17 protein-coding genes are annotated in these 18,224 nt (G+C 68.1%); 6 read left to right on the top strand and 11 right to left on the bottom strand.

What is annotated here, in order from left to right; all coding sequences use genetic code 11:
* Positions 1-162 precede the first annotated feature (162 nt).
* The 3 genes from C8P66_RS07290 to C8P66_RS07280 form a co-directional block, all read right to left on the bottom strand.
* On the bottom strand, positions 163-1,188 hold the full coding sequence (locus C8P66_RS07290) for a BLUF domain-containing protein (RefSeq protein WP_158537139.1): 1,026 nt from the start codon (positions 1,186-1,188) through the stop codon (positions 163-165).
* Positions 1,189-1,485: 297 nt separating this feature from the next.
* Complete coding sequence (locus tag C8P66_RS07285) at positions 1,486-3,108, bottom strand: thiamine pyrophosphate-binding protein (RefSeq protein ID WP_111397735.1); 1,623 nt, start codon at positions 3,106-3,108, stop codon at positions 1,486-1,488.
* A 14-nt stretch (positions 3,109-3,122) separates the two neighbouring features.
* Positions 3,123-3,884 (bottom strand): SDR family oxidoreductase, encoded by a 762-nt coding sequence (locus C8P66_RS07280; protein ID WP_111397584.1) that lies wholly within the window; start codon positions 3,882-3,884, stop codon positions 3,123-3,125.
* Positions 3,885-4,038: 154 nt separating this feature from the next.
* Here C8P66_RS07280 and C8P66_RS07275 point away from each other — a divergent pair, with 154 nt between their 5' ends.
* The 5 genes from C8P66_RS07275 (at position 4,039) to C8P66_RS07255 (ending at position 9,011) form a co-directional block, all read left to right on the top strand.
* The gene (locus C8P66_RS07275) at positions 4,039-4,530 is read left to right on the top strand and encodes a flavin reductase family protein (protein ID WP_111397583.1); all 492 of its coding nucleotides are present in this window, start codon (positions 4,039-4,041) and stop codon (positions 4,528-4,530) included.
* Positions 4,531-4,738: 208 nt separating this feature from the next.
* A complete protein-coding gene (locus C8P66_RS07270) occupies positions 4,739-5,767 on the top strand; it encodes an amino acid ABC transporter substrate-binding protein (RefSeq protein ID WP_111397582.1) in 1,029 nt (342 codons plus the stop codon).
* Between the two features lie 61 nt (positions 5,768-5,828).
* Positions 5,829-6,986, top strand: coding sequence for an amino acid ABC transporter permease (locus tag C8P66_RS07265; protein WP_211314068.1), 1,158 nt, complete (start codon positions 5,829-5,831; stop codon positions 6,984-6,986).
* Between the two features lie 4 nt (positions 6,987-6,990).
* The gene (locus C8P66_RS07260) at positions 6,991-8,277 is read left to right on the top strand and encodes an amino acid ABC transporter permease (protein ID WP_111397581.1); all 1,287 of its coding nucleotides are present in this window, start codon (positions 6,991-6,993) and stop codon (positions 8,275-8,277) included.
* Positions 8,274-9,011: an amino acid ABC transporter ATP-binding protein gene (locus C8P66_RS07255; protein ID WP_111397580.1), complete on the top strand. Its 738-nt coding sequence runs from the start codon at positions 8,274-8,276 to the stop codon at positions 9,009-9,011. Before C8P66_RS07260 ends, C8P66_RS07255 begins: the two co-directional genes overlap by 4 nt.
* Positions 9,012-9,079: 68 nt before the next feature.
* Here C8P66_RS07255 and rpsO read toward each other — a convergent pair whose 3' ends face one another.
* From rpsO to rimP, 8 genes are all read right to left on the bottom strand, one after another.
* Positions 9,080-9,349 (bottom strand): 30S ribosomal protein S15, encoded by a 270-nt coding sequence (gene rpsO, locus C8P66_RS07250; protein ID WP_111397579.1) that lies wholly within the window; start codon positions 9,347-9,349, stop codon positions 9,080-9,082.
* A 23-nt stretch (positions 9,350-9,372) separates the two neighbouring features.
* Complete coding sequence (gene truB, locus C8P66_RS07245; protein ID WP_111397578.1) at positions 9,373-10,323, bottom strand: tRNA pseudouridine(55) synthase TruB; 951 nt, start codon at positions 10,321-10,323, stop codon at positions 9,373-9,375.
* On the bottom strand, positions 10,323-10,664 hold the full coding sequence (locus tag C8P66_RS07240) for an acyl-CoA thioesterase (RefSeq protein ID WP_111397733.1): 342 nt from the start codon (positions 10,662-10,664) through the stop codon (positions 10,323-10,325). Before C8P66_RS07240 ends, truB begins: the two co-directional genes overlap by 1 nt.
* Before the next feature lie 47 nt (positions 10,665-10,711).
* Positions 10,712-11,125, bottom strand: a complete 414-nt coding sequence (gene rbfA / locus C8P66_RS07235) for a 30S ribosome-binding factor RbfA (protein ID WP_111397577.1) — start codon at positions 11,123-11,125, stop codon at positions 10,712-10,714.
* 66 nt (positions 11,126-11,191) lie between these two features.
* A complete protein-coding gene (gene infB / locus C8P66_RS07230; protein WP_111397576.1) occupies positions 11,192-13,981 on the bottom strand; it encodes a translation initiation factor IF-2 in 2,790 nt (929 codons plus the stop codon).
* A gap of 26 nt (positions 13,982-14,007) precedes the next feature.
* On the bottom strand, positions 14,008-14,676 hold the full coding sequence (locus C8P66_RS07225; RefSeq protein WP_111397732.1) for an RNA-binding protein: 669 nt from the start codon (positions 14,674-14,676) through the stop codon (positions 14,008-14,010).
* Positions 14,636-16,180, bottom strand: a complete 1,545-nt coding sequence (gene nusA / locus C8P66_RS07220) for a transcription termination factor NusA (protein ID WP_111397575.1) — start codon at positions 16,178-16,180, stop codon at positions 14,636-14,638. The genes C8P66_RS07225 and nusA overlap by 41 nt, the downstream gene beginning before the upstream one ends.
* A gap of 25 nt (positions 16,181-16,205) precedes the next feature.
* Entirely contained in the window at positions 16,206-16,766 is a 561-nt protein-coding gene (rimP, locus tag C8P66_RS07215) for a ribosome maturation factor RimP (protein ID WP_245903293.1), read from the bottom strand.
* Between the two features lie 297 nt (positions 16,767-17,063).
* On the opposite strand from rimP, the gene C8P66_RS24315 reads away from it, so the two are divergent.
* Positions 17,064-18,068 (top strand): c-type cytochrome, encoded by a 1,005-nt coding sequence (locus tag C8P66_RS24315; RefSeq protein WP_111397573.1) that lies wholly within the window; start codon positions 17,064-17,066, stop codon positions 18,066-18,068.
* Positions 18,069-18,224: the final 156 nt, after the last annotated feature.

The following is an 18,224-nucleotide window of genomic DNA, read 5'->3' as shown; positions in this document are numbered from 1 at the left end:
GTCTTTCGATGCCACACCCGTATCCTCCGATTTGGTTGTATCGGAGTTGGCTGCCGCCGCTCTTCCGGCGGACGCCGACCCAGATGCGGCAATTCATTGCCGTCGATGTATCATCGTGTTGAGAATTATCGCCAAGCGTAAGCGACGATTATGTTGAAAAATTCAGTTTTTATGTAATTTCGCATACACCGGACCGCCGCGAATGGCGCCGAGGAACATGCCGACCATGGCGGCATCGGCGGTGGTGGTGCCGGCGCGGGACGGGTCATGCAGGAGAAGCGTCTTGGTCGCGGCGCCGATCCCGGCCAGGCCGATCACGAAAAGCCCTGTATCCATCTGCGTTTCCGACATGCAGCAGCGCAGCATCGTCGCGGCCGTGGCCTCGCCGAGCGCCCGCATCATGTCGTAGCTGATCTCGTGGTGCCGATTGAGCAGGCTTTCCCGTACCGGCCGGGGGAAGTCATCACCGATGTGACAGATGTCGCTCATAAAACCGATGACGGCATGCGCCAGCGCGTCCATGTCCGCGTAGCTGTCCCGGGCCAGTGCCGCGAGGAAGCGGTCCAGCCCCAGCACCTGGCGCCGGCGGACGACGGCACGCAGCAGCCCCTCGGTTCCCGCGATGTAGCGATAGGCGGCCTGATGGGTGATGCCGGCCTCCCGCGCGGCCGCCTCCACGGTCAACTCGGCCTGGCCGTCCCGGAGCAGGATGCGCTCGGCGGCGAGCAGCAGCCCCTCCACCGTCTCGATCGCCCGCGGCTGGCGCGGCACCACCCGCAAGGTGCCGGACATCAGCCATCGCGTCGGGCTGGCCATGGCCTCCAGCACGGCGATGCTCCGCAGCGCCGGCACGGCATCGCCTGACAGGCCGAGCACGGCGGCAAGCCTGCTGTTGTCCTGCGCCGAGAGCGCCTCACGCGACAGCAGCGCCAGCGGTGCCTCGGCGAAGCTGCGCTGGACGATCTCGATGTCGAGGAGCCAGACGACGCCATGGTGGCGGGTATCCGCCTCGAGCCGCCGACGCAGCCCCATGAGCACCTCGGCCTCGCCTTCGACCACCTGGATGAACCGGCGCTCGGCCGCCAGCAGCGCGCCGGTGATGCCGGCGGCGAAATTCCGGGCCCGCGCGTGGCCGACCATCAGGTCGAGTTCGCCCTCGGAGTAGGCCCTGGCTTGGCTCGTGAACACGGCACAGCGGAGCATCGGGCTGAGATATCCATTTGAGATGGGCGGGGTGACCCACCCGCTCCGGTGTTCCTGCCGAGCGATACTTGCACTCCGCGCAAATTCAATACCGAATTATGACCTGCGCTTTCGCTGTAGCCGCCTTGCCGGCCTTTATGCGGTGCTCGTCGCGGCTTCGCGGGGCACGTACCCGCGCCCGCAGTCATCGCCGGCCGTGTCTTTACATGAATTGTTCACAAATCCGATCATTACGAATGAATTACATAATCGTCCCGCCAATTTTTTTGGCCGACTTCGGCATTACAGCCTTCCTATGTAATCCTCCGCCGCGATCTCGCAGGCGATCAGGCTGAAGCGCTCCGTCGTCACCATCGCCTCGCCCAGCGCGATTTCCAGCTCGGCCCGCGTGCGCACCGCCCAGCCCTGCCCGCCCATCGCCGCGGCCAGCGCCACATGATCGGTGCGGGTGAAGCGCACGCCGCGCCGGGGCAATTGCATCGCGCCCTGCTTCAGCTCGATCAGCGCGTAGGAGGCATCGACGAAGACCAGGATGATCACCGGCAGGCCGAGGTCGCGGGCCGTCGCCAGCTCCCCCATCACCATCTCCAGCCCGCCATCGCCGATGAAGCAGATCGCGCGCCGTCCGGGTGCGGCGACCATGGCGCCGAGGGCCAGCGGCAGCGACGGCCCCATGGTGCAGAAGCCCGAGGATTGCAGCAGGCTGCGCGGAGCCCGGCACTGCCAGACCTGGCTCAGCACGATGCGATGCGCGCCGGAATCCACGGTGGCGACGATGTCCGCGGGCAGGGCCGACTGGGCGGCATCGACGATGGCGGCCGGCCCCCAGGGTGCGTCGGCGCCGTAATCGGCGCGCAGGGCGGCCTTCACCTCGGCGAAGCGATCCAGGTCCCAGGCGGGGGCGCCGTCATATCCGGCGAAGATCGCCGTAAGCCCGGCGCCGATGTCGCACAGGCATTCGATGTCGGCGCGATGCATGCCATGCGTGCCGGTCGCCGAGGCCAGCGACACGACATGCTGCCCCGCCGCGAACAGGTCGCGCCAGGCGATGCGCATCTCGATCGGGTCGTAGCCCGCCAGGATCACCAGATCCGCCTCCGCCACCAGCGGCAGCAGGCGGCGGTCGGCGAGCGGCGACAGCCCGGCGCCGCCGAGGCTCCAGGGCGAGGCCTCGTCCACCAGCCCCTTGGCCTTGTAGGTGGTCAGCACCGGGATGCCATGCCCGGCCGAAATCGCCGCCAGCACCGGCCCCGCCTCATCATTCATGGCATCCACACCGGCGATGATCAGCGGCCGGCGGGCCGCGGCCAGCCAGCCGCGCATGTCGTCCAGCACGGTGCCGGGGGCCGGCGCCATGGGCGCGCGCAGGGCGGGATCGGCCGCCTCCGGCGCCGTCGCCGGGGCCGCGGCGACGCTGCCGGGGATATCGATGTGCACGGGGCCGAAGGGCGCGCTCATCGCGATCGCCAGCGCCTTGGCGAAGATCGCCGGCGCCGCCCCGGGCACCGCCACGCGGAACGTCGCCTTGGTGATCGGGCGCATCAGCGCGCAATGGTCGATCACCTGATGGGTGTAGCTCGCCGCCTCGGCATCATCGACGCCGCCGGAGACGACGATCAGCGGCACCCGGTCCTGCCAGGCATTGGCGATGGTATCGACGGCATTGGCCAGGCCCGGCCCGATGGTGGTGACCAGGATGCCGGGCGCGCCGGTCATGTGATGCGCGCCCTCGGCCATGAAGCCGGCCGGGGTTTCGTGCCGTGCCAACAGGAATTCGATGCCGGCGCGGTCGAGCGCGTCGATCACCGTCAGCACCTCCCCGCCCGGAATGCCGAAGGCGTGGCGGCAGCCCGCGCGATGCAGCAGGCGGGCCAGGAGGTCGGCGGTGCGGGAGGGTTCGGTCATGTCGCGGCCTTCGTTCACGTCATCGAGGCGGTGACGCCGCCATCGACGAACAGCATCTGGCCCGACACGAAGTTCGAGGCGGGCGAAGCGAGAAACACCGCGGTGCCGATGATCTCCTCCGGCTCCGCATAGCGCCCGGCGGGGCAGCGGCGCGCGATCATCGCGAGCCAGTCGGGGTTTTCCAGCAGGGCCGCGTTCATCGCCGTGTTGAACCAGCCCGGGCCGATGGCATTGGCCTGGATGTTGAACGGGCCGAGTTCGACGGCCAGCGCGCGGATGAACATCTTCATGCCCCCCTTGGCGCTGGCATAGGGGGTGATGGTGGCGCGGCCCAATTCGCTGGCCAGCGAGCCGATCGCGATGATCTTGCCGTGGCGGCGTTCCTTCATCCCCGGCACCACCAGGCGCGACAGCCGCCAGAGCGCGGTCAGATGCGTGTCGAGCACGCTGTGCCAGCCTTCCTCGGTCGTCTCCTCGATGGGGGCGCGGTGCTGGTTGCCGGCGTTGTGGACCAGGATATCGATGCGCCCAAGGCCGCCCACCGCCGCCGTCACCGCAGCACCTTCGGTCACGTCGAAGGCGCAGACGCGGCAGGCCAGCCCCTCCGCGCGCAGCGCCTCGGCCACCGTCCCCAGCGCATCGGCATCGCGGCCGTTCAGCACGACCTCCGCCCCCGCCCGCGCCAGGCCCAGCGCCATGGCGGCGCCGAGGCCGCGCGAGGCGCCGGTGACCAGCGCCACCTGCCCCGTCAGATCGAAAAGTGCCGCATGCTTCATCGTTCCTGCCCTTTCTGCGTTTTCGGCAGGCTGCGACGAGTGCGGCCCGGGCACCAGCCCCACCCGAGGGTGCTTGACCCCCTCGCCCCTGTGAGTAAATCCGAAGGCAGTCGCGGCGGGCCCTGTCCATCCGGCATGAAGAAGGATCCGGCCCATGCCCGTTTCATCGCAGGATTTCCGCCACGGCATGCGGCACCTCGCCGCCGGCGTCTGCCTGATCACAACAGGCGTGGCGCCCGAGCGTGGCGGGCTGATCGCCACCGCCGTGATGTCCCTGACCGCCGAACCCGCCCAGCTTGTGGTGGCGATCAACGAAACCGCCTCCGCCTTCCCGCTGATCCTGCGCAATCGCTGCTTCGCCGTGCATGTGCTCGGCCAGGACCACCGCGCCCTGGCCGATGTGTTCACCGGCCGCACCGGGGTGAATGGCGATGACCGCTTCCGCGATGTGCCTTGGGAGACCCTGGCGACGGGCGCGCCGGTGCTGCCCGGGGCGCTGGTCACCTTCGATTGCGTGCTGAAGGGGCAGATGCCGGTCGCGACACATAGCCTGCTGATCGGCGGGGTCGAGGCGGTGTCGGTGGCGGCGGGCCAAACCCCCCTGTTGTATTTCGAGTCCGCCTGGGCGGCGCTGACCCAGGGCTGAGCCCCCCTCCGACTGCGAGCGGTTCAGGCAGCGACCCGCTTCACTGCCCCCAACTGCATCACTCCGGCTGCCCGGACGTCCGCCTCCACAAAGATGGCTGTTGCGCGAAAAACGCATACCGATAGGCTCAAAGGCGGGAGACGGCGACGACGCCAGGGGAACCAGGCGTCCGATTGCCCCGCCTGTCACAGCAGGGAGCCTTGCAGCCATGTTCAGATACAGCCTCGCGGCCATTGCCGCGGCCGCCGCCATGTTGGTGGCCCCCATTGATGCGTCAGCGCAACAAACCCTCGCGCAGGTCAAGGCGCGCGGCAGCCTGAACTGTCAGGTCGGCCTGCCGACGCCCGGTTTCTACGCGCTGTCCGCCGCCGGGGTCTGGTCCGGCATGGATGTGGACATGTGCCGCGCCGTCGCCGCCGCGATCTTCGATGACCCCGCCAAGGTGCAATACCAGTCGGTCACCTCGGCGGTGCGCTTCACCGCGCTGGCCAATGGCGAGAGCGACATGCTCTCCCGCACCACGACCTGGACGGCGGTGCGCGACACCCAGCTCGGGCTCGAATTCGCGGGGGTGAACTTCTATGATGGCCAGGGCTTCCTGGTGTCCAAGGCCTCGGGGATCACCTCGGCGCGCGGGCTCGATGGCGCGACGATCTGCGTGCTGACCGGCACGACGACGGAGCTGAACCTCGCCGACTATTTCCGCGCCAACCGCATGACCTTCACGCCGGTGACGAATGAGAACGTCAACGTGCTGGTCGAGACCTATCTCGGCGGTGGCTGCGATGCCTATACCAACGACAAGTCGAGCCTGGCCGCGCGCCGCTCGGCCTTCCCCAGCCCGAACGACTACGTGATCCTGCCGGAGACGATCTCCAAGGAGCCGCTCGGCCCCGTGGTGCGCCATGGCGACAACAACTGGGGCGATATCGTCCGCTGGGTGCTGTTCGGCATGATCGAAGCCGAGGAGATGGGCGTCAGCTCCGCCAATGTCACCGAGATGCTCGCCTCGCCCAGCCCCGGCATCCGCCGCCTGCTCGGCAATGAGGGCAATATCGGCGAAGGCATGGGCCTGCCCAAGGATTTCATGGTCCGCGTGCTGCGCCATCTCGGCAATTACGGCGAGGTCTATGAGCGCAACGTCGGGGTGAACACCGCGGTCGGCATTCCGCGCGCGGGGTCGCTGAACGCGCTGTGGAACAATGGCGGCATCCTCTACCCGATGCCCTTCCGCTGATCCTGGACCGGCGCTGCCCTTCGGGGCGGCGCCCCTCCCCTCCGCGCCGTGAGGTCTGCCCATGACGACGCCCATCCTGTCCAACGCGACGGCGCGCGCCATCTTCTACCAGGCGCTGACGGTGCTCGGCGTGGTCCTGCTGTTCTGGTACACCATCACCAACACCGTCGAGAACATGTCCCAGCGCGGCATGTCGGCGGGGTTCGATTTCCTCGATGTCTCCGCCGGGTTCGGGATCGGCTTCAAGCTGATCGACTACCGCGAGGGCGACAGCTACCTGCGGGTCTTCGAGGTCGGCATCGCGAACACGCTGCTCGTCGCCGTCATCGGCATCGCGCTGGCCACGGTGATCGGGCTGGTCGTCGGCCTCGCCCGGCTGTCCGGCAATTGGCTGATCAGCACCATCGCGCGCTGGTACATCGAGATGCTGCGGAACACGCCGCTGCTGCTGCAGATCATCGCCTGGTATTTCGGCGTCTTCAACCTGCTGCCGCGGCCGCGTGACAGCGTGGAGTGGGGCGGGCTGTTCTTCCTCAACAACCGCGGCTTCTATCTGCCCTCGCCCGAGCCGGGCCAGGGCTTCGGGCTGACCCTGATCGCCCTTGCCGCCGGCATCGCCGCCGCCTTCGTGGTGCGCGCCCATGCCCGCCAGCGCCTGTTCGAGACCGGAAAGCTGCCGCGCGTGATCCCGGCGATGATCGCGCTGGTGATCCTGCCGGCGCTGCTGGTCTTCGCGCTGACCGGCCAGCCGCTGGCCTGGAACGTGCCGGTGCTGCGCGGCTTCAACTTCCAGGGCGGGACCAGCGTGCCGCCCTCCTTCTGCGCGCTGATCATCGCGCTCTCGATCTACACCTCCTGCTTCATCGCCGAGATCATCCGCTCCGGCATCCAATCGGTGAGCCATGGCCAGACCGAGGCGGCGCGGGCGCTGGGCGTGAAGCCCTCGCGCACCATGCGCTACATCATCCTGCCGCAGGCGATGCGGGTGATCATCCCGCCGCTGATCAGCCAGTATCTGAACCTGACCAAGAACTCCTCGCTCGCCATCGCCATCGGCTTTCCCGATCTGGTCAGCGTGTGGATGAACACCTCGCTGAACCAATCCGGGCGCGCGATCCCGATCGTGGCCATGACGATGGGGTTCTACTGTGCGGTCAGCCTCGCGGTGTCGCTGGTGATGAACCGCTACAACCGCCGCGCCATGCTGTCGGAGCGCTGAGCCGATGAGCGACGCCCTGATTTTCCAACCGAAAGCCGGCAAGCCCGCGCCCCCCAGCACGCTCGGCGTGGTGGGGTGGGTGCGCGGCAACCTCGTCTCCTCCCTGCCCAATGCGGCTCTGACCTTGCTCGGCGCCTATATCGTCTATGCCTTCTTCAGCGCGGTGATCGGCTGGGCCATCGTCGATGCGGTGTGGGAGGCACAGAACCGGCGCGAATGCCTCGACCTCGTGGGCCGCGCCGGGGCCTGCTGGCCGGGGGTGAAGGCCTGGATTCCGAACCTGATCTACGGGCTCTACCCCAAGGACCAGGTCTGGCGGATCAATGCCGGCTTCCTGGTGCTGGTGCTCTGGGCGGTGCCGCTGTTCCTGCCCTGGGTGCGCTCCAAGGTGATGATCGGGCTCGGCCTGGTGCTGCTCTACCCGTTGCTCGCCTCCTATTTCTTCCATGGCGGAGACAAGGGCCTGGTCTGGGGTGCGCTGATCGCGCTCGGCCTCACCGGCTTCCTCTGGTCCTGGCTGACCGCCATCGCCGAGGCGCGCCGCGAGGCGCCGCTGCTGGAAGGCCGCCGGCGCTGGATTCTGCTGGCCGGGCTCTACGCCGTATCCCTGCTGGTGGTCTCGCAATGGGTGTTGGACGAGGTGCAGACGCGGCTCTGGGGGGGACTGTTCCTGACCCTGGTGATCTCGGGCTTCGGCATCACCGTCTCGCTGCCTGCGGGCATCCTGCTGGCCCTCGGGCGGCGGTCGCGGATGCCGCTGATCGCCGCCGTCTCCACCACCTTCATCGAGCTGTTCCGCTCGGTGCCGCTGATCACCGTGCTGTTCATGTTCAACACCATGCTGCCGCTATTCCTGCCGGCGGGGGTGGAGGTGAACCGGCTGCTGCGCGCCATCGTCGCGGTCTGCCTGTTCTCCTCGGCCTATATGGCGGAGATCGTGCGCGGCGGGCTGCAGGCGATCCCGAAAGGACAGTATGAGGCAGCGGCCGCGGTCGGCCTCGGCTTCTGGCAATCGACCAGCCTCATCGTGCTGCCGCAGGCGCTGCGCATCATGATCCCGAGCATCGTCGGCAGCTTCATCGGCCTGTTCAAGGACACCACGCTGGTCTCGATCATCGGGCTGTTCGACCTGCTGAGCATGGCGCGCGCGGTCGGCGAGGACACCGTCTGGCTCGGGCTGTTCATCGAGCCCTTCTTCTTCGTGACCATGATCTACTTCGTGTTCTGCTTCAGCATGTCGCAATACAGCTTCCACCTCGAAGCCAGGCTTGGGGCGGGGCAACGGCGATGAGCACTCAGGCGGCGATCGAACTGATCGGGCTCAACAAATGGTACGGCGCCTTCCAGGTGTTGAAGGACATCAACCTGCGGGTGCGGGAGGGTGAGCGCATCGTGGTCTGCGGCCCCTCCGGCTCCGGCAAATCCACCATGATCCGCTGCATCAACCAGTTGGAGCATCACCAGGAAGGCGATGTGCTGATCCATGGCGAGGCCTTCGGCCAGGGGCCGGCGCGGGATGACGCGATCCGGCGCGAGATCGGCATGGTGTTCCAGCAGTTCAATCTCTTCCCGCATCTGACGGTGCTGGAGAACTGCACCTTCGCCCTGATCTGGGTGAAGCACATGCCCAAGGCCGAGGCCGAGGCGCTGGCCATGAGCCTGCTGGAACGGGTGCGGATTCCCGAACAGGCACTGAAATACCCGTTGCAGCTATCGGGCGGTCAGCAGCAGCGGGTGGCGATCGCCCGCGCGCTCTGCATGTCACCCAAGGTGATGCTGTTCGACGAGCCGACCTCGGCGCTGGACCCGGAGATGATCAGCGAGGTGCTGGACGTCATGATCGAGCTGGCCGAGAGCGGCATGACCATGATCGTGGTGACGCATGAGATGGGCTTCGCCCGCCGTGTCGCCGACCGGGTGATCTTCATGGACCAGGGCGAGATCGTGGAGGAGGCGCCGCCGGCGGAATTCTTCACCGCGCCGAGGTATGACCGGACGCAGCTGTTCCTGAGCCAGATTCTGTAGAAAAAACCCTATAGAAAAACCAACGGCGCATCCGAGGATGCGCCGTGTGGAAAATCAGCGCCCCAAAGTCAGCGACGGATGCCGAGGCGCCCGATCAGCGATTCATAGCGCTTGTGGTCCTTGCGCTTCAGGTAATCCAGCAACCCACGGCGCTGCCCGACCAGGACCAGCAGACCACGGCGGCTGTGGAAGTCCTTGGGGTGCGTCTTCAGGTGCTCGGTCAGATAGGTGATCCGGCCGGAGATCAGGGCGACCTGAACTTCCGGGCTGCCGGTGTCACCCTGCTTGGTCTGGTACTCTTTGACGACGGCCGTGCGGGCCTCAAGATCCATCGACATCGGGAACTCCTATGGTGAGAGGTTCAACCGTCCTGGCCACCCATCCAGCGCTCAGGGAGGAGCATCCCCCCCTCAAGCCGGCACAGGCCCAACAGACGCTCCCCCGCCATCACGCGGACCAGGCCCCCTTCGGGGCTGGCTTCATTCGGAATGCGGCCCATGAACGCGACGAGGCTCATTGCCTCGCCATGCTGGAGCCTCATGGCCTCTCCTGCGGTCGCGGCCAGTGCCGGGATGTCGGCCAGCGCGGTCGTGACCGGGAGGAGAAGGTCCGGGGAAGGAGGCGGCGTATCGCCGGAAACGATCAGAGAGTCCAGCGAAACCGCCATGGACTCGAGAAAAGGCCCGACCCGCAGCCGCCGCAGCGCCACGATATGCCCGACCGTGCCAAGCGCGCGCGCGAGATCCCGGGCCAGCGAGCGCATATAGACGCCCTTGCCCGACTGCACATGGAAGATGGCGCTATCGGCATCCGGCCGCTCGACCAGGTCGAAGGCATCCACGCGCGCGGCGCGGGCGGCGATCTCCACGATCTGCCCGTTGCGGGCGAGGTCATAGGCCCGCTCGCCGCCGATCTTGATCGCGGAGTAATTCGGCGGGATCTGCATGATGTCGCCGCGGAAGGGCGGCAGCGCGGCGCGGATCTGGTCGTCCGTGGGGCGGACATCCGAGGTCTCGATCACCGCGCCATCGGAATCATCGGTGTCCCGCGCCTCACCGAAGCGCAGGGTGAAGTTGTAGATCTTCGTCGCGTCCATCGCATAGGGCACGGTCTTGGTCGCGGCGCCGAAGGCCAGCGGCAGAACCCCGGTCGCCAGCGGGTCCAGCGTGCCGCCATGGCCGACCTTCTGGGCCTGGAAGGCGCGCTTCACCTTGTTGACCACATCGGTCGAGCCCATGCCGGTCGGCTTGTCGATCACCAGCCAGCCGTCCATGGCCACGCCCTTGGGCTTGCGTTGGAAACGGGGGGCCATCAGGCGATATCCTCGGGAATGGGGCGTGGGCGGCCGGCGTCGTCCAGCGCCACGAAGGTGAAAACCGCCTGGGTCACCCGGCAGGTGGTTTCGGCATGGCGTGCGCGGGTCCAGGCATCCACCGCGATCCGCATGGAGGTCCGCCCGGTGGACAGCACCTTGGCATAGAGGCTGACCTCATCGCCGACCCGCACCGGGGCATGGAAGGTCATCGCCTCCACCGCGACGGTCGCGGTGCGGCCGCGGGCACGGCGGGCGGCGGCATTGCCCGCGGCCAGATCCATCTGCCCCATCAGCCAGCCACCAAAAATATCGCCCGCCGGATTGGTATCGGCGGGCATGGCGATGGTGCGGATGACGGGGGAGCCCTCGGGCGGGGACTCCTCGGTCACACCGGCTCCTCGGGCTCGTTCTTGCCCAGCAGGTCGCGCAACACCCCCGGCTGCTTCATCAGCCGGTCCATCTCCATCGCGTAATCGGGCGCGGTGTCGGGCTGGAAATGCAGTTGCGGCGCGTATTTGAGCTGCACCGCCTTGGAGATCACATGGCGCAGATGCGGCTGCTCGCGCTTCAGCGCCTCCAGCAGCTCATCCGACACCGGCTTGCCCAAAGCGGCGACGAAGACGGTCATGTGCTTGAGATCGGGCGAGGCGCGGACCTCGGTCGCGGTCAGGTTGACGCCATCCAGCGCCGGGTCGCGCCATTCCCCCCGCAGGAAGGCGGCCGAAAGGGCGTGACGGATTTCCTCGCCCACGCGCAGCATGCGCTGGCTGGGTCCCGCGTCGGCGGCGCGTTTGGCCATGATGGTCTGGTTCCTCGAAAAAACGGGCGCCCCCCGGCTCGGGGGGCACCCGCCGGCGGGCGCTGGTTACAGCGTTCCCGCGACCGTCTCGGTCTCGTAGCACTCGATCTGGTCGTCGACGCGGATGTCGTCGTAGCGCGCGAAGGACATGCCGCATTCGTAGCCGTTTGCGACTTCCTTCACATCATCCTTGAAGCGACGCAGGGTCGAGAGTTCGCCCTGGTGGATGACGACGCCATCGCGCAGCAGGCGGACGCCCGCACCGCGGCGGACGACGCCCTCGGTCACGCGGCAGCCTGCGACATTGCCGAGGCGCTTGACCTCGAAGACCTGCAGGATCTGCGCATAGCCCAGGAACTTCTCACGTTGCACCGGCGACAGCTTGCCGCGGACCAGCTTCTCGATGTCATCGGCGACTTCGTAGATGATCGAGTAGTAGCGGATCTCGATCCCGTCGCGCGTCGCCATTTCCCGTGCCTGGCTGGTGGCCCGGACGTTGAAGGCGATGACGACGGCATCGGAGGCCTTGGCGAGCTGGATGTCGCTTTCGGTGATCTGGCCCACGCCGCTGTGCAGCACGCGGACCTTCACCTCGTCATTGCCCTGCTTGCCGAGGGTGACGCCGATCGCTTCGGCGCTGCCCTGGACGTCGGCCTTGACGACGACGGCGACTTCCTTCTGCACGCCGGTCTGGATGCGGGCCAGCATTTCGGCCAGCGTCCCGCGACCGGCACCGAGGGCGGCGACCGCCTTCTCGCGCAGCTTGGCGGTACGGAACTCGCTGATCTCGCGGGCCCGGGCTTCGTTCTCGACCACGGTGAAGACGTCACCGGCGCCGGGCACGCCCGACAGGCCCAGGATCTCGACGGGGGCGGAGGGTCCGACCTCCTTCACCGTCTTGGCCTTGTCGTCCACGATCGCGCGCAGGCGGCCCCATTCCGCGCCGGCGACGACGATGTCGCCCTGGCGCAGGGTGCCACGCTGCACGAGGACGGTCGCGACCGGGCCGCGGCCCTTGTCCAACCGGCTCTCGATGACCGTGCCCTCGGCGGGGCGGTCCACGGCGGCGCGCAGGTCCAGGACCTCGGCCTGGAGGATGATGGCCTCCAGCAGCTTGTCGAGGTTGGTCCCCTCCTTCGCGCTGACGAGCACCACCTGGGTGTCACCACCCAGATCCTCGACCACCACGTCATGGCTCAGCAGTTCCTGCTGGACCCGCGCGGGGTTCACGCCCGGCTTGTCGATCTTGTTGACGGCCACGATCAGCGGGACATTCGCCGCCTTGGCGTGGCGGATCGCCTCGATCGTCTGGGGCATCACCCCGTCATCGGCGGCGACGACCAGCACGACCATGTCGGTCACCGAGGCACCACGGGCGCGCATGGCCGTGAAGGCCTCATGGCCCGGCGTGTCGATGAAGGTGACGCGCTCGCCATCCGGCAGATTCACCTGATAGGCGCCGATGTGCTGGGTGATGCCACCGGCCTCGCGGGCGGCGACATCGGTCTTGCGCAGCGCGTCCAGCAGGCTGGTCTTGCCGTGGTCGACATGGCCCATGATCGTCACGACCGGGGGCCGCGGCGTCATGGTGTCATCGGCATCGGCCGGGCCGACCAGCCCGAGTTCGACGTCATTGTCGGCAACGCGGCGGGCGCGATGGCCGAATTCCTGCACCACCAGCTCGGCGGTATCGGCATCGATGCTCTGCGTCAGCGTCGCCATGACGCCCATGCGGAACAAGGCCTTCACCACCTCGCCGCCACGGGCGGCCATACGATTGGCCAATTCCTGGACGGTGATGACCTCGGGCACGATCACGTCGCGGACGACGCGGACCTGATCCGACCGCAGACGGGCAAGCTCGGCCTGACGGCGTTCGCGTTCCCGCGCACGGCGGATGGAGGAGATCGTGCGGCTGCGCTCGTCCTCGCCCTCGATCGCGGCGGTGACATCGACGCGGCCGCTGTCGCGACGCCCGGCCGAGGCCGGGGTGGTCTTGCGGACCGGCACCGGCGGCATGCGGCGGGCACCCGGGCCGACCGGCGGGCCGCCGGCGCGGCGCGGGGGACCGCGACGTTCTTCGTCTTCCTCGGCCGGACGGGCCTTGAGGGTCAGCTTGGGCGCACCCGGTGCCGCCGTCGTGGCGGCAGGGCCGCCCGGACGACGCACGGGGGCCTGACCCACGGCATTGGCGGCGATCGGGCGGGGCCCGGGCGGACGGGCAATGCCCGGGGCCGCGGCCGGAGCCGGCGCGGCCGCGACGGGAGTCGCCATGACCGGGGTGGAGGTGCCGGTCACGCGAGCGACGGCGGCCTCGATATTGGCGCGCTTGGCGGCCTCGGCGTCGGCGCGGCGCTGCTCCTCGGCGGCGCGGGCGTCCTCCTCGGCCTGGCGGCGATCTTCCTCGGCCTTGCGGGCGGCTTCCTCGGCCGCGGAGCGGACCATGAGGGCCTGCTGCTCACGCAGCTCGCGCTCACGCTGCGCCTGGGCGCGGCGCTGTTCCTCCAGCACGCGCTGGCGGGTCGCAAGCTCGGCGGCGGTCAGCGGGCGGCCACCAGGGCCGGCTGCACGCGCGGCCGGGGCCGGGCCGGAGGGCTTGGCGGTCACGGCCGGGCCGCTGCCGGTCGGGCGATTGGCCAAGGCCGCGGGGACCATCACCTGCGGGCCGCCGGGGCGCGATGGGGTTGCCACCACGCGTGTCTTCTTCACCTCAACCTGCACCGCCTTGCTGCGGCCATGGCTGAAGGACTGGCGCACCGTGCCAGCATCGACTGTCTTGTTGAGTTCCAGGCGTCCGCCGCTGGGCCGGAGGCTCAGCTTGCTCTTGGCAGCATCCTGGTCGTTCTGATCGCTCATCCGTCCGCCTGGTACTTTGGTACTCGTCAAACCCGATCCGGTTCCATCGTGCTGCCAGCGAATCCGGCAAGCCGAGAGGACTCGGTTTGGATGGAACCGGCCAAACGGCCAGACGCCACCGCCACATGCACCGCTTGATCCCGCCCGAAGACCACGCCGAGTTCGGCGGAGGTCAGCGGGGTTATCATCGGCACGTCCCGTCTGCCAAGCAGACGGTCGCGTTCGGCTGGACTGCCGTTCGCGGCCTCGACCAACAGGCCCACCCGGCCTGCCAGCAACCATTCCTTCACCGCCGCCCATCCCGCGACGGCCTGTCCCGCCCTGCGGGCGAGGCCAATCTGGTCACGGACACGTCGCCGCAGGCCGTCCTCGATCCGCACACTCAGGTCGGGGGGGACATGCACGGCAGATCGAGCGGCCTTGGCAAAGGCCCCACGACTGACGGCGCGTTCTAGCACATCGGCCCGTGCGCTCAACCACATTCCCCGGCCGGGCAGCCTTGCGCTGAGGTCGGGGACGATTTGTTGCTCGGGCCCGACCACGAAACGCAGCATGGTTTCGCGGGGAAAGCTCTCGCGTGTGACGATGCAACGGCGCAGAGGCCCCTTCTCGGGGTCCTCCGCGATATCGTCTTCGGCGTCGCTGGGGGTATCCTCAGGCAGGATCGCCCTCTTCCGCGGCCGGGGCCGCCTCATCATCGCCAAACCAATGGGCCCGCGCCGCCATGATCACGGCATTGGCGTTGTCCTCGTCCATCGAATCCTCGCCGAGGATCTCGATCAGTTCGTCGGACGCCAGATCCGCGAGATCATCGAGCGTCTTCACGCCCTTCTCGCCCAGCGACACCAGCATGGCGGGGGTGAAGACCCCCATATCGGCAATCGCGTCCTCGACGCCGAGCTCCTGGCGCCTGGTGTCCAGCTCGACATCGCGCGCATCGAGAAAAGCCTGGGCGCGGCGCTTCAGCTCGACGGCGACGGTCTCGTCGAAGCCCTCGATCTCGGCCAGCTCCTCGTCCTCGACGGCCAGCAGATCCTCGATGGTCGAAAAACCCTCGGTGACCAGCAGGCTGGCGATCATGTCGTCCACATCCAGCGCCTGCACGAAGAGGCCCGACTTCTTGCGGAACTCCTCCTGGCGGCGCTCGGATTCCTCGGCCTCGGTCAGGATGTCCACGTCGTAGCGGGTCAATTGGCTCGCCAGACGCACATTCTGGCCGCGACGGCCGATCGCGAGGGACAGCTGGTCATCGGGGACGACGACCTCGACCCGGCGGGCCTCGTCGTCCAGCACGACCTTGGTCACCTCGGCCGGGGCCAAAGCGTTCACGATGAAGGTCGCGTTGTCGGAGGACCAGGGGATGATGTCGATCTTCTCGCCCTGCAACTCGGCCACCACCGCCTGCACGCGCGACCCGCGCATGCCGACGCAGGCGCCGACCGGGTCGATCGACTGGTCGCGGGAGATCACCGCCATCTTGGCGCGCGAGCCGGGGTCGCGGGCGACCGCCTTGATCTCGATGATCCCGTCGTAGATTTCCGGCACTTCCTGGGCGAAGAGCTTGGCCAGGAAGCCCGGATGAGTGCGCGAGACGAAGATCTGCGGCCCGCGGGGCTCCTCGCGCACGTCATAGATATAGGCGCGGACGCGGTCGCCGTTCTTGAAGGCTTCGCGGGCGATGGTCTCGTCGCGGCGCAGCAGCGCCTCGGCCCGGCCGAGATCGACCATCAGGTTCCCGTATTCGGTGCGCTTGACGATGCCGTTCACGATCTCGCCGACACGGTCCTTGTACTCGTCGTACTGCTTGCGGCGCTCGACCTCGCGCACGCGCTGCACGATCACCTGCTTGGCGGTCTGCGCGGCGATGCGGCCGAAATCGATGGGCGGCAGCGGATCGACGATGAATTCGCCGGTCTTGATGCCCGGGCGGATCTTCACGGCGATCCGCAGGGACAGCTGGGTGTCCTCGTTCTCGACCGGCTCGGCGTCCACGATCTCGGTCCAGCGCGACAGGCGGACTTCGCCGTTCTTGCGGTCGATGGTGGCGCGGATGTCCTTCTCCAGGCCGTATTTGGCCTTGCCGGCCTTGCCCATGGCCTGTTCCATGGCATCGAGCACTTCCTCGCGCTCGATCATCTTCTCCCGCGCGACGGCTTCCGCGACCTGAAGAAGTTCGGGGCGGGCGATGGCGACGTCCATGGCCATGGGTCGGTCCTCTTCCTTTTTACTGTGGCGAGGGCGGGGCGTCTTGGGAGACCGCCGTCGCTTCGATCAATGCATCGGTCAGCACCAGCTTCGCCCGGCGCATATTGGCGCGCGGCAGGGCGATATCGGTGCCGTCATCCAGCCGCATCCGGGCAAATTCCGCATCCGCGCCGAGGATGATACCACGGAAACGCTTGCGTCCATCCTGCGGCACCGCGAGTTCGGCGGTCGCGATATGGCCGATGAAGCGGTTCCAGTCCTTGGCCCGGGTCAGCGGCCGGTCGATGCCGGCCGAGGACACCTCCAGGTGCCATTCGTTCTTGAACGGGTCCAGCACGTCCAGCGCGGCGCCGGAGGCGTGGCTGATCGCCTCGCAATCCTCGACACCGATCAGGCTGCCATCGATCCGGTCGGCCATGATCTGCACGGTCGGCTTCTCCCGCCCGCTCACCTGCAGGCGGACCAGCTCATACCCAAGCTGGCGAATGACCGGAGCCACGCAATCGGCCAGCCGCGCCTCGAGTCCTTCGTGCAGCGGCAGGTCGGAGGGGGAATCGGTGGGGTCGTTGCTGGCGGTCACGGCAGGTCCGGGTCGATAGGGCGGGTCTCGGGGCAAAAATCGGCTGAAACGCAAAAAGGCGGCCCCGCAAGGCCACCCTCTCTGAAGTCAGTGAAGATGTTTGTGACGCTCAAATAGCGTGCGATGCCGGCAACGGCAAGCACCCGCCGCAGGCAGCCGGGTGCGATTGCCGGTAAGGTTACGGAAGCAACGGGTTGCAGACCGGCCGTTCAGGCCATATCAGGCCCAAAGCGCAGCTACGCGGCACGACCCCCACTGACCGGGGCCGCCCGCCCCTCACAGAGGACGCCGGGACCGATGAGTTCGTTGGAAGTGAACAAGGTTTTCGGGGCCGTCCTGACCGCGGGGATCACCTTCATGGTGGCCGGCGTCATCAGCAAGCAGCTGGTCAACCACGAGACCCCCCATAGCCCGGCCATCGCGCTGCCGGCGGATGCCGGCGGCCATGGCCCCGCGGCGCCCTCTGCCCCAGCGGGGCCGGAGCCGATCCTGGCGCTGCTCGCCAGCGCCGATGTCGCGGCCGGGCAGCAGTTCACCCAGCGCCAGTGCGCCGCCTGCCACACCTTCAACGAGGGTGGCCGCAACGGCGTCGGGCCGAACCTCTATGGCGTCGTCGGCGCCCCGCATGGCCATGTGGACGGGTTCAACTACTCCACGGCGATCAGCGGCATGCGTGCCAAGCCCTGGACCTACGCGGATCTGAACGCCTGGCTGCACAAGCCGTCGCAGTATGCCCCGGGCACGCGCATGTCCTATGCCGGCATCGCGGCACCCCAGGCCCGGGCGAATGTGATCGCCTACCTCCGCAGCCTGGCCGGCACCTCGGCGCCGCTGCCGACCGATGCGGAGATCGCGGCCGAAGCCGCCGCCGCCGCCCCGCCCCCGGCCCCCGAGCCGCATGCGGCGGCAACCCCGGCCGCCGCCCCCGCGACCGCCGAGATCCCGGCCGTCGGCCCGCTCCTCGCCGCCGCCGATCCGGCCGCCGGCGGGACGGTCTTCCGCCGCAGCTGCGCGGTCTGCCACACGGCGACCGAAGGCGGGCGCAATGGCGTCGGCCCGAACCTGTGGAACGTCGTCGGCGCCAGGCATGGGCATGCCGAGGGCTTCAACTACTCCACCGCCTTCCGCGGCACCGGCGACAAGCCCTGGGGCTACGAGGATCTGAACCACTGGCTGTTCCGCCCCACGACCTATGCGCCGGGCACGCGGATGGCCTTCGCCGGCCTGCCGGATGTGAAGCAGCGGGCCGATGTCATCGCCTATCTGCGCAGCCTCTCGGCCTCGCCGCAGCCGCTGCCCTGAGCCGCCAGGCACTTCCCAGCAAAAAGGCCCGGCAGCGATGCCGGGCCTTTTCTTGTCTTAGCAGGTTGCGGAAATTCGGCTGTTCAAACCGGTGTTGATCTGATTCGCTGATTCTGTGGATTGGGGGCGGTATGATGCGTGGAGCGGATCGTCAGA

It is taken from the genome of Humitalea rosea, from assembly GCF_003253705.1.
Lineage (GTDB): Bacteria > Pseudomonadota > Alphaproteobacteria > Acetobacterales > Acetobacteraceae > Humitalea > Humitalea rosea.
Note: the sequence above shows the minus strand (reverse complement) of the source record. Positions and strands in the feature narration are given on the sequence as shown.